The following is a 12980-nucleotide window of genomic DNA, read 5'->3' as shown; positions in this document are numbered from 1 at the left end:
TTTTTTATTGCATTTTTATTATAAATTTTGTTTCGAAGTCTTAAATATTTTTTAATTTTGTTTCGAAGTCTTGAATATTGTTTATTTTTGTCTTATGTAATGCTTTGAATCCTGAATTTTCAAAAACATTTAATAATTGTTATTTAAAAATTGAGTACAGTATGATAAACCCAGGAGATCACTCAAGGCCGCTTTTTAAAGTATCATGGTTGGTATTATTCCTGCTTATGATACCAGGTGCTTTGTTCAGCCAGCGCATAATTACCGGAAAGGTAATTGGTTCTGACACCCGGGAAGGTCTTCCCGGAGCCAATATTGTAGTCAAAGGAACAACAACCGGCGCGGTTACCAACCTGGATGGAAGTTATCAGATCCAGGTAAGTTCGGCCCGGGATGTTCTGGTATTTTCGTTTGTTGGATACCAGACTCAGGAAATCCCGGTGGGCGAGCAAACAACCATCAACGTGGCACTTGCCCCTGAGGTCAAAACTCTGGAAGAAATTGTGGTGATGGGTTACAGTGAGAAAAAGAAAACGGAAATTGCCAGTTCTGTGTCAGTTCTGAACGAGAACCGGCTGCGGGATGTTATCAGTTCCAACATGGGCACCATGCTTCAGGGGAAAGTGGCAGGGGTGCAGGTAGTAAACAGCAGCGGTTATCCCGGTGCCGCTTCTGAAATAAGAATCAGAGGAACCAGCACCCTGAACGGCAATTCGGAACCGTTATATGTGGTCGATGGTATTATTGCCGGAAATGGTGACCCGGGTATTGATCCTGCTCTTATTGAGAATGTTACTATTCTGAAGGATGCCGGGGCCACCGGACTTTATGGATCAAGGGCCAACGGCGGAGTCATCATTCTTACAACCAAACGGGGGAGTACCAAACCTCAGTATGAATTTTCCTCCACTGTTGGTCTGCGTACTCCTGATTTTGGGAAAGTTAAGATGATGAACGGAGCCGAATATTATGATGCCCACCAGGGATTGTTTACCGATACTACCGGATATATCGATAAAGTGAGGTTTCTGAATAATTATCCGAAAGCTTTGCGTAATAGGAATTTTGACTGGGTCAATACGATTTTCAAACCGGCTGTCATTCAGAATTATTATTTATCAGCCAGCGGAGGATCAGAGAAGTATAAATACTTCCTCGGAGCAAGCTATTTCAATGAAGATGGTACTTTTATGAATACGAATTTTGAAAAGCTCAGCCTGCGGTCGAACAACAGCTATGCCTTCAGCGACAGGATTAATCTGAATGGAAATATCGACCTGTCCGTTTCCAGAGGAAAGAGTTACGATTATATGGATATGTACTATACCTGGTTGTCATCTCCGTGGGATAGCGCCTACGATGCCTCCGGCAAAGTGCGGTATGTCGATCAGTCAACCCAGGGTTGGTATTCACGTGACAAAATTAATCCTGTTCATTCCATTCAGAATTCGGATTATGGTTATCAGGGAGCCTCCATGAATCTGAATCTTGGGCTGAATGTGAAAATTACGAATTGGCTTACGTTTTCATCAACGGCCGGCCTGAGTTACTGGAACAGTCTATCAACCAATGTAATCAATCCGCAGATTGCCGGTCCGCTTCATGGAATCGGCAGCCTTTCACGCGACAATAGTTTTGGATATGGGGCCCTCAGCACCAACTTGTTGCGTTTCAGCAAATCATTTGGCGATCACAATCTGAGCGGACTTGTGGGTGGGGAATTTTCCTATGGTTATTCCGATAACTGGGGCGCCTCAGCAGAAGGCCTCATGCAGGGTTACAGAACCTTCAATACTACATCGAAAAACTTCAAGGTTTCAGGAGCCTACGGGGAAAATACGCTTGAGTCCTTTCTGAGCCAGATCAATTACAATTTTAGGGAGAAATATTTCCTCACAGGCTCATACCGCGTAGATGCCAACTCCAAATTTGCTCCCGGCCATAAAACGGCTGTCTTCCCAACGATCAGCGGGGCATGGATTCTCAGCAGGGAAGATTTCCTGAGTACCGTGAATGCCATCAATATGCTGAAGCTTAGGCTTAGTTTCGGGTATACCGGAAATGAAGCCATTGATCCCGGTAAGTATAATGCCCTGTATTCGTTAAACAGCAATTACAACGGACAGGTGGGTGCTTATCCCTACCAGCTTCCCAACCTTCAGCTTACCTGGGAAAAGGCCCGGCAGCTGGACCTGGGAATTGACCTCAGCCTCCTGAAAAGGATAGACCTTACCCTGGATCTGTACTCCAATACAACCACAAACCTTCTTTTTGTTGCTCAGCAGGCGTATTCGATTGGATATGAGTTCAGATGGGAAAATTCAGGAGAAATCTATAACAAAGGATTTGAAATTGGAATTTCATCAACGAATATTAAAACATCAGATTTTACCTGGACCACAGATTTTAATTTCAGTTTCAACACTAATGAAGTGGGGGGAATTGCGAGAGCAAAACCCCGAATTTTGAACGGTATCGAGCAAAGGCTGGAAAATGGCAAACCTTTGTATGCTTTCTATCTGCCGGTATGGAAGGGTGTGAATCCCAATAACGGTAATCCCATGTGGGAAAAAGTGGTACGCGATGCAAACGGCGTGGTTACTGACAGGGTAACTACCTACGATTATTCTGCTGCTGAAGCTCAGTACGCCGGTTCAGCCATGCCAAAATATTATGGAGGCTTTACATCGGTGGTACAGTATAAACAATTCGCCTTTTCATTCAATCTGAGTTACCTCGGAGGGAATAAAGTGTATAATAACGACCGTTCCCAGTTTGATACCGATGGTGCCGAACCCAGAATGAACTTTGTTAAGCCGCAACCTGGTGATGTGAGATGGGCTAAACCGGGCGATAATGCCAATCTTCCCCGTATGGGGGCCAATTCTCTTTCGTACTATCCTTCAACCCGCTTTCTTGAGAATGGAAGCTACCTGAAATTCAGGAACATTACCCTCAGTTATGAACTGCCTTCCAGCTGGTTCAAGCAAAAAGTCAGCGGAATTACGCTGATTCTCAGTGGAGATAACTTATTTACACTGACAAAGTATACAGGTTTTGACCCTGAAGCAACCCTTCGTATTACCGACTGGTCGCTGGCAGGAGTCAACGACCTGAAATATCCGCTTAATCATCAGTACAACTTCAGTGTAAAAGTGAAATTTTAAAACATTCCGGTTATGAAAAAAAGTGCTGTTTTATACATTCTTATAAGTATGCTGTCATTCATGACAGCCTGCGAGCTGGAATTTGAACCCACCGATCAGATTACTCCGGATAAACTGGTTAAAATGCCAGGTGGTTTGCAGAGCATTGCCAACGGTAACTATGCCATGCTGAAAGATGTACTCGTTTTTAACGGTGTCCAGAACCAGAACTACTCGTACCTCCGACAGTATTTTTTCCTCACTGAATTTGCATCCGACAATGTCGTTTGCGGTCAGGTAACCACTGACCCGTTTTACCTGAGCTTTACCCGACAGCATACCCCTTCGCAGGAAAATACTTCGTACTTCTGGTATGTGAGTTACAAGATCATATCCAGCACAAACCTGGTAATTAGTCTATATGAAAAGGGAGGTTTGCCGAATCCTACGGCAACCGATCTGCAAATTATAGGCGAGAATTATTTTATGCGTGCCTTTGCCCATTTTACCCTTTTGAATCTCTTTGCAAAACAGTACACGCATGATCCGGATGCTCCGGGAATCATCATTCGGAATTCCGACAATGAAAAAACAGAAAAAGCCAGAGCAACCGTGAAGGAGGTCTATTCGTTTGTTCTGGATGATTTGCGAAAAGCTGCTTCTCTGATGAAACCAAACACCAGAAGAGGTGCTGGATATGCATCGGTATATGCTGCTCAGGTTTTGCTATCCCGCGTTTTTCTGTACATGAATGAACCGGATTCGGTTATTAAATATTCTTCTCTGGTCATCAATTCAGGACAGTTTCAGGTGGAACCTGATTTTCCGAATTATTTCCGGAACGCGCCTTCTTCTAAGGAAACGATCTGGTGTGTGATCTATACCCTGGCCGATGATCTGAAAAAATACGGATCCATCGCATCAATGTATTATTCTGATGGAAACTCAGGCTGGGGTGAGGAATATGCCTCCGATCCCCTGAGGGAACTCCTGGGGCAGAATCCGGAAGATACCCGTAACCAATACATTGTTCCTTTGCTCGACAACAATGGCAATGTGGTCAGAAGAACCGGAACAGGAATCAAGGTGTATTATGTTACCAAGTTTTCGTTTCAGGATGGATCCCCCACCCTGAGTTCACCTGTAATTTTACGGATTTCGGAACAATTTCTGAACAGGGCTGAAGCCTATGCTCGCAAAAATGACCCTGCCGCTGCCCTGGCTGATCTGGATGCCATCCGCATCAACCGTGGTCTGGAAAATAAACTGTACAACGGAACAGTTCCTTCCGGCAAGACCCTTCTCGATGTAATACTGGAAGAACGCCGCATGGAACTTGCTTTCGAAGCGCACAGATCTTTTGACCTGTACCGGAATAAGATGGATCTCAACCGTTCATACTGGGGTTATCACCTGCCAGGATTGAAGGAAAGCGATGTGGATTATTCAAAACCTGCTCCTACCAATATTATTCCATGGAACGATCCGAGAAATATTTATTATATTCCCGAAAATGAAATCCGTATTAATCCCTTATGCACCCAAAACCCATGATAATTTATTAACCTTTAAATTATACTGCTTATGAGAACTTTAAGATGTATTTCGGGCATTGCAGTAATTATTGCATCAATGCTGGTATTTTACTCCTGCTCCAAAGAGGAAAGCCATCCGAAACCGGAGGCATTGTTTTCCTATACTATTGGCGGCGATGGCCGTACTATTAATTTCACCAATGAATCGGAAAATGCCACCAGCTACGTCTGGAATTTTGGCGATGGTCAGACATCAACCGAAGTCAATCCGGTTCACACTTTTGCTGAATACAAAGAGTATACCATTACCCTTACAGCAAAAGGTCCGGGCGGTGAAAACGTTTTCATCTACAAACTCACTGTCACCAAGGCAAGTCCGGTGAAACTTGACGACAATTCGTTTGACGACTGGAGTACCATTCCGGATGCCTTTGTTTCCGTTGATAATAACGGAGGAATTATCAATAAGGTGAAGCTCGATTATGATGGCGAAAACATCTACTTCTACATGGAAGTTCAGGACAATCTTTCTGATTCTCTTCCTACCGGTATCTTTTTTGACCTTGACAATGATTCAACCACAGGCTTCATTCCCTGGACCCATCATGCCATTGGAGTAGATCTTTACATTGAAGCTGCTATTACAACCGGAGCCTGGTCCAGTGTATTCGAAGTTGATCCGGCTCTTGATCCGGGATGGCCCTGGTCAGAAGTTGCGGTCAGCGATTATCTTATCAACGGGTACCATGAACAGGTTGGCCCTGTTGTTAAAGTAGAATGGGCTTTCAAACGCAGTAAGATGACTGCTCCCAAAAAACAGTTGGCGATGGGCAACAAGGTTACAATTATAATGACCCAATACGTGAACTGGGAACCGGCAGGATTCTTCCCGGCTCAGGGTGCGGCTGCTTATGTCTTCAATATGCAACCATAGAACACGGGTTCGGTTTGCCGGGTTTTAATAACCTGGCATTGTAAAAGGAAAGCCGGGAAAACGTTGACCTCCCGGCTTCCTTTTCATAATCCTCCTCTTCTCCGAAAGGTTTACAAACGATTAATTAATCAGAAAATCATTAAATTATATCCATGCATAGGATTTTGATCGCTCTGTCGGCATTTGTGTATACTCTAACAGCAGCCGGACAGACAATGCTTTACCGTGAATATGCCCGGCATGATTCCATTATACCGAACCCGGAACGGGGTTTCTTTCATTTTACCAGTGTGAGTTCCCAGGGAGCATATACTCCTCTTAATCTGAATACTCTCATCGGTTATCGAGATCAGGGGATTACTTTAATATTCAGAAATTTTTACCTCAACGGGAATGTGTCATCCGATATTTCCGGCGACTATCTGATGGGTATGGAACAGGATTTTAATACCCTCCGGAAGGCAGGTCTGAAGGCTATAATTCGTTTCAGCTATGCCGAAAGCATGCAAAAACCTTATGGCGATGCTCCGCTGAATATCGTCCTTCGCCATATCAGTCAGCTGAAGCCTCTTCTGCAAAAACACAGCGATGTGATTCTTGTTCTGCAGGCCGGATTTATAGGTGCATGGGGGGAGTGGTATTATACCGACTACTTTGCTTTTTCACCCGGCGTTCTCTACCCTGAGCACTGGGAAATGAGACGCCAGGTGGTGAATGCTTTGCTGGATGCTCTCCCTGTGGAACGACAGATCGAAGTAAGAACGCCCGATTACAAAAGAAAACTCCTGAATGATACGGTTCCGATTTCACCTGCTGAAACTTATTCTGACCTGCCAAAGGCACGCATCGGGCATCACAACGACTGCTTTGTGGCAAGCAAAGACGATTATGGTACATACAAAGACCTGGTCAAGGATAAAGACTATTTGCAACGTGATTCAAAATACACGCTGATTTCCGGCGAAACATGCAATGTGAGCAGTCCCTATTCAGACTGTCCCAATGCGCAGGCCGAACTTGCCAGGTTTCACTGGACAGCCCTTAATCTGGATTATCATCCAAATGTATTGGGAAACTGGAAAACCCAGGGTTGTTTTGAAACCATTAACAGAAAACTGGGGTTCCGTTATTACCTCATTGCTTCTTCTGTTCAGTCTGAAGCCAAACCGGGCGGGGAGTTCCATCTGATACTGAAACTTATCAATGAAGGATATGCCAATCCGGTAAATCCCAGGCATGCAGAAATAATACTCCGACATCTGGAAACAGGTGAGGAGTTCAAAGCCACTGTACAGGATGACCTTCGCTTCTGGCCATTAAATGATACGATTACCCTTGATTTTAGGGGAGGTTTACCTGCCTCGGCTCCCGAAGGGCAGTACCTGGTTTTGCTGAATTTTCCCGATCCGGATCCCCGTTTGTATTCCGTGCCGGCTTATTCAGTTCGGATGGCTAATCCAGGTGTGTGGGAAAAAAAATCAGGGATGAATTCCCTCCAGGTAGTTTTTAATGTTATAAAGAAAGAAAGCCTTCCCGCTTATTCGGGTTCGGTTTTTTTTAAGCCTGCCAGAAGGGAAATCCCGGAAGATGTCAATCTGACGATTGATGGTGTGGGCATTGACTGGACAAGCATTCCATCCGTTTCTGAGAAGGAAGGGGGGCGGATTCATACCCTGAAAACGATACGCTACAGGGACTCCTTGTTTTTTTTGGTACAGGGATCAAATCTTAACCCCGGATTCCAGCTGTTTATTGATGCTGATATGAATCCGGCTACCGGTTATAATGCCTGGCAATGGTCGGGTAATGGTTCTGACTATCTGATTGAAAACGGATTTTTCTATGTTTATTCCGGATCAGTCCATGAATGGAACTGGCAACAGGCAGGTACGGTCAACCTCGTGCAAAATGACAGCACTATTGAATTTGGTTTTCCACTGTCCAAACTGAGCCAGGTTGGTCTATCAACAGAATTCTCCATTGCGTTTGTGAATGATCCGCAGGGAACCCCTGATTATCTTCCGGATTTTGCTATGCCCTTTGCCGGTGCAAGACTGCTGCTTCAGGGAATACCGGAGGTTCGCATAAATGGCTGGAATAACAAGGCTCTGTTATATTGGCAGGGGTCAGTTTCCTCCGGGGTGTTCACTGCAATTGAACGTTCCGAAAACGGGGGAGAATTTAAAAATCGCACTGTGCTGGCAGGATCAGACATTTGCTTCGTTGATACCGGCCTGAATCCGAACAGCAGGTATGTTTATAAACTCTACCGTTTGAGCGAAGATAATTTTTCTGGTGCAATCACGTCATCACCGCATTACCTTGCCAAACCGGTTTCAGATTTTATTGTTATGAAAGGTGACGGTGATTCAACGGATTGGACTATTATTCCTCCGGTTGCCACCTGTTTTATTGATCGCACTGTTCCGTTTCGGATGGCATATTACGCTGATTCGGTTTATTTCAGTTTTCTTGGGGTCAAGGAAAATGACCATGTAAGGATTTTTCTCAATATTGACAGGGATCAGTCTACAGGCAACATAAACCCCTTGACCGGGATAAATGGCTATGATTTTCTTCTCTCGCAGGATTCTCTCTATACCGCTTCCGGGGGAAACTGGGTTTTTGCGAAAAAAATTCAACGGTTCTTTAAGGACGGATTGCTGGAACTTACAGCTCTATCTGCTGACCTGAACATGAACAATTCGGTTGCCAGTTTTGTAGCCGGGGTAATCAACGGGACTCCCGTTCCGGATAATGCACCGGAAGCTATTTTTTATAAACCTATTACTCCAGCAAGACCGGCGAATTTTGCGGTGTTGAATTCTCAGGCGACACCTTTTTCCAAAATTATCATTCAATGGTCACGGTCAAGTGATGCGTCTGGTTATGTGATCGAGCGGTCAGTAAATGACAAGGAACACTTTGAGGAACTCGTGCGCCTGCCTGCCAGTGCATCGTATTATCACGATACCTCAGTAGATACATTGCATCTGTATTATTACCGCATGTTTGCCTACAATGGCATACAGCGTTCCGACTACACCTTTGCTCTTGGAGGGAAACCCGGTTCCATTATTGAAAGTGTTTTTTCCCAGCCTTCATCGGAGCAGGACATCAGGATTTTTCCCAATCCGGTAAAGGAAACCTGCTTCATAAGTCTGTCTTCCGTTTTTACAGGTCAGGTTTTCCTTACCCTGTATGACCTTTCCGGAAGGGAAATATCGCAGGTTTATAAAGGGAGAGTCGCTGAACAGGAAAATATTCTTTTCAGGAGGAGCAACCTCTCATCCGGTCTCTATCTTATCAGGGCAGTGGATTCGAAAGGAACCGTGCGCCAGGCAAAGCTGATCATTCAATAAATTATCAGTTTCTTGAACTGATCAGGAAGTTCTGATCAGAAACCATATCTGCCCTGGAAAACTCCTTAATCAGATGATCTCCGGCTTTCTGAACACGAAAATCCCGGTTGCGAAAACGTACGGTATTTAAAATCCGGATCATCTCGGCGGCCTTGTTGCTTTCCACCTCAAAAAATGAATAGCGCTTTTTGATGTCGATCTTCCCGAGGGCAATTTTCTTTCCGCGGGTATTGCGGTTAATAATACCCAGCAATTCGGCATTGTTCAGTCCGTCCATTTTTCCGGCATTGACAAATAACCTTGTGAAATCAAAATCTTCCGGTTCCTGACGGCGTTTTGTTTTTCCCTTTCTTTCTTCCGGTTCTGTGAGATGATCATCGTATCCGGAGAATTTTTTCAGTTCCAGGGTAATCATGCGCCGGATGAGGTCTTCGCGGCTTAGATCGCTGAGTTGTTTGCTGATCTTATCTGCAAGGGTGCTGATGTGAGGGTCAGATGTCTGGGCATTTTGTATGTTCTGAATCCAGCCGACCAGTCTCTTTTCAAATATTTCACCGGCGCCGGGAACTTTTCCTTCGGTAAGAGGCGTTTTGAGGGTATTCTGAATCAGCCGGATAATCGGTTTTTCTTTCGGCTGGACAAGCAGTACCGAGTTTCCTTTTTTACCCGCTCTGCCGGTTCGCCCGCTCCTGTGGGTATAAACCTGCGCATCGTCGGGTGCGCTGTAATGAATGATGTGGGTCAGGTCTGTTACATCCAGTCCACGGGCGGCAACATCGGTTGCTACCAGGATGGTAATATTGCGGACGCGAAACTTTTGCATAACCGTATCACGCTGTTGTTGCGACAAATCGCCATGCAGAGCATCGGCATTATATCCGTCGTTTATCAGCCGGCCTGCTATCTCGTGTGTTTCACGACGGGTGCGGCAGAAAACAATTCCGTAAAGCGAGGGTTCAGCATCGGCAATCCGCTTCAGCACTTCATACTTGTTCCGGTTGTTCACCATGTAGTAAGTGTGGCTGATTTGATCAGCACCGGAATTCTTTGTTCCGATAACTACTTCGGCCGGGTCTTTCATATACCGGCTGGCAATGGAAGCAATTGAAGGAGGCATGGTGGCCGAAAACAGAAGAGTCTGACGTGTGTCAGGAATACCGGCAAGAATAGTGTTGATGCTGTCAAGAAAGCCCATGTTGAGCATTTCGTCTGCTTCGTCCAGCACAACGGTTGATACATGCGACAGTTTTGCTGCCCTTCGTTCCATCAGATCGATTAGACGACCAGGCGTGGCTACGATAATGTGTACCCCTTTTTTCAGTTCCCGGATTTGGGTCTCAATGCTGCTTCCCCCGTAAACGGCAAGAATGCGGATTCCCTTCAGGAAACGTGCATAGGATATCAGATCATTGGTTATCTGCAAGCAGAGTTCCCGTGTCGGAGCCAGAATAACCGTCTGCGGATTTTTATTCAGCGGATCAGTCAATTGGACAACAGGAATGCCAAATGCAGCAGTTTTTCCTGTTCCTGTCTGGGCAAGAGCTATAATATCGGTTGACCTGTCGAGCAGAAGAGGAATAACCTGCTCCTGCACAGGCATTGGTTTTTTAAAACCCATATGAGATATTGCTTCCAGAATTTCCGGAACAATTCCCATTTTTTCAAATAAAATCATGATAAATACGTTGTATGCTTTTTCTGTGATGCGGACTTGTCACCCGGATCCGGATGATGTGGTATTCAAACAGGGGAGGACAAAGAATACGCCTCAAGGAAATTACATGGTTAATGAAGGCGCAAAGGTAAGCAAATTAATTACAATTCCTAATATACACGCTTTGTATCATACGTTCTGACAAAGGAAGACACCCTGGGCCGCCCGCTGTGCCATGTTTCTAAAGGCTTTTGAATAATCTTTCGTCAAAGCGGAACGGTTCAACAGAATGAATTGAAATACTCCCGAATTCGGGATGCAGAGGATTCAGCAGGAAATTGTACTCGCCCTGAACAACTGCCGAGGGAACCTTCAGCACAGGATGTTTTTTTCCGTTAATAAATCGGTCGCCTATTTTCTGAGTTGAATGAGGATGAGGAAATGCATACCACCGGGCGGGAAGTTCTTTCTCCTGCAGTTCCTTTATTATCAGGTGGTCCGGGATAAAAACAGAAACCAGCACATAATCCTCAGGAATGTTGCCTAGCGGGGTATGTACGGCAATTTCAACAGTGCATAAAGCTCTTGACTGGCTGGTATAAACCATGGGAATCCCTTTGCTGTTCCACCGCCCTCCGGCAATCTGCGCTCCTCTGCCGGAAAGATCCCTGGCAAACTGTGCTTTGGAAAGCCGGAATACCATCATGCCAGGACACCTTGTTCTATACGGGATAGTTCGTCACTTACAAGATGGATGCCAAGGGAACTATCCAGAAGGTTTTTTGGCTCCATACCTCCCAGCGCGATGTTTTTAGCAGTAAGCCAGTGGTCGAATTTTTCCCTGCTGCCGAAAACCGCTATACCTTTTTTGTACAGCAGGGCAATTTCAAGAATCTTTTCTGACTGGTCGGGAGCAAAAGGACGGTTTTCTTTGCTGTATCGCTGGAGCGTACGTTCTGAAACATGGAGAAATGATGACCATTCCTGCATCGTAAGCGAAACACTCCGGGCAAAGCGATGAAAGACCTGAAAGGCTATACCCCTTCTGGCCAGTTGAATCAGCGACAGGGTGCTGTTGTCATCCAGGCTGTAGCCGCAAGGAACCTCGGGGTCAAGAACTTCGTCAATTATCATGGCAATGAAATTATGTACAAATATACGAAATTTGTCGTAAAATTGCTGACAAATGACGTATTTTTTATTTTGTTTTGCTTGTTTTGCGTTAGGCCTACATGCATTCACACCCGCCCGAGCTACCTGTTTTGCCTTGGCCCACGTGCATGGTTTTACGAATTTTATTACCAGGTTTTACCAGGTTTTATCTCAAATTTGAGAATGTATTGAAATACTGATCCAATCCCGACGAAAGGATGGCATTATGAAGGGAAGAGGATGTTTAATATTGGCGCGGGTTGAGGCCGGCACAAAAAGGAGTAAATTTACCTCGATGCACGCTTCCGCTCGTGTTCGTCAAGAATGATCTTTCGGATACGCAAAGACCTTGGAGTAACCTCAAGGTATTCGTCCTTGGCAATGAATTCCATGGCTTCCTCGAGGGAGAATTTTACTGCCGGTGTAATGAATATTTTTTCATCCGAACCAGCCGCTCTGATATTGGTCAGTTTTTTTGTCTTGGTTACGTTTACCAGCAGGTCGTCCTGACGGATATGTTCACCTATTACCTGGCCGGCATAAACCTCCTCATTGGGATGAATGAAAAAGGTTCCACGGTCCTGGAGTTTGTTAATTGAATAGGCAACAGCTACACCGGTTTCCATAGCAATGAGCGAGCCGCTTCTTCTTCCGGCAATCTCGCCTTTCCAGGGTTCGTAGGTTTTAAAGCGGTGTGCCATAATGGCTTCACCCTCGGTTACAGTGAGAATGACGTTTCGCAAGCCGATAATGCCCCGCGAAGGAATGGTGAATTCAAGATGAATTCGGTCTCCTTTGGTTTCAATTTTTACAATTTCACCCTTGCGCTGGGTGACCACCTCAATCACTTTGCCCGAATATTCTTCCGGCACATGGACTGTGAGAGTTTCAACCGGCTCGTGGTCAATGCCGTTAATTTTCTTTATAATCACCTGCGGCTGTCCTATCTGTAGTTCATATCCCTCTCTGCGCATAGTTTCTATCAGGATGGAAAGATGGAGAATGCCTCTTCCGTAAACCAGCAGTTCATCAGGTGATTCTGTTTCAATGACTTTCAGGGCAAGGTTCTTTTCCGTTTCCCTGAACAACCTTTCCCTCAGATGACGTGATGTAATAAATTTTCCTTCTCTTCCGTAAAATGGCGAATTGTTAATGGTAAACAGCATGCTGATAGTTGGCTCATCAATCTGCAAAGGT

8 protein-coding genes are annotated in these 12980 nt (G+C 45.1%); 4 read left to right on the top strand and 4 right to left on the bottom strand.

Annotated features, from left to right (window positions below):
* Positions 1-227 precede the first annotated feature (227 nt).
* The 4 genes from GX419_13310 to GX419_13295 all read left to right on the top strand — a co-directional run bounded on the left by GX419_13310 (position 228) and on the right by GX419_13295 (position 8977).
* Positions 228-3167 carry a SusC/RagA family TonB-linked outer membrane protein gene (locus GX419_13310; protein NLI25674.1) on the top strand — a complete coding sequence of 980 codons (2940 nt, stop codon included), beginning with the start codon at positions 228-230 and terminating at the stop codon, positions 3165-3167.
* Between the two features lie 12 nt (positions 3168-3179).
* Positions 3180-4700 carry a RagB/SusD family nutrient uptake outer membrane protein gene (locus tag GX419_13305; GenBank protein NLI25673.1) on the top strand — a complete coding sequence of 507 codons (1521 nt, stop codon included), beginning with the start codon at positions 3180-3182 and terminating at the stop codon, positions 4698-4700.
* A gap of 30 nt (positions 4701-4730) precedes the next feature.
* Complete coding sequence (locus GX419_13300; GenBank protein ID NLI25672.1) at positions 4731-5615, top strand: PKD domain-containing protein; 885 nt, start codon at positions 4731-4733, stop codon at positions 5613-5615.
* 152 nt (positions 5616-5767) lie between these two features.
* A complete protein-coding gene (locus tag GX419_13295; protein ID NLI25671.1) occupies positions 5768-8977 on the top strand; it encodes a DUF4832 domain-containing protein in 3210 nt (1069 codons plus the stop codon).
* A gap of 4 nt (positions 8978-8981) precedes the next feature.
* Here GX419_13295 and GX419_13290 read toward each other — a convergent pair whose 3' ends face one another.
* The 4 genes from GX419_13290 to GX419_13275 form a co-directional block, all read right to left on the bottom strand.
* Entirely contained in the window at positions 8982-10652 is a 1671-nt protein-coding gene (locus tag GX419_13290; GenBank protein ID NLI25670.1) for a DEAD/DEAH box helicase, read from the bottom strand.
* 220 nt (positions 10653-10872) lie between these two features.
* The gene (locus tag GX419_13285; protein ID NLI25669.1) at positions 10873-11337 is read right to left on the bottom strand and encodes an RES family NAD+ phosphorylase; all 465 of its coding nucleotides are present in this window, start codon (positions 11335-11337) and stop codon (positions 10873-10875) included.
* Entirely contained in the window at positions 11334-11765 is a 432-nt protein-coding gene (locus GX419_13280; protein NLI25668.1) for a DUF2384 domain-containing protein, read from the bottom strand. The genes GX419_13285 and GX419_13280 overlap by 4 nt, the downstream gene beginning before the upstream one ends.
* 305 nt (positions 11766-12070) lie before the next feature.
* A partial coding sequence (locus GX419_13275; protein NLI25667.1) for a translational GTPase TypA occupies positions 12071-12980 on the bottom strand: 910 nt, incomplete at its 5' end.

Source organism: Bacteroidales bacterium (assembly GCA_012517825.1).
Taxonomy (GTDB): domain Bacteria; phylum Bacteroidota; class Bacteroidia; order Bacteroidales; family JAAYUG01; genus JAAYUG01.
The sequence above is the reverse complement of the archived record's forward strand: the minus strand, read 5'-3'. Positions and strand labels throughout refer to the sequence as shown.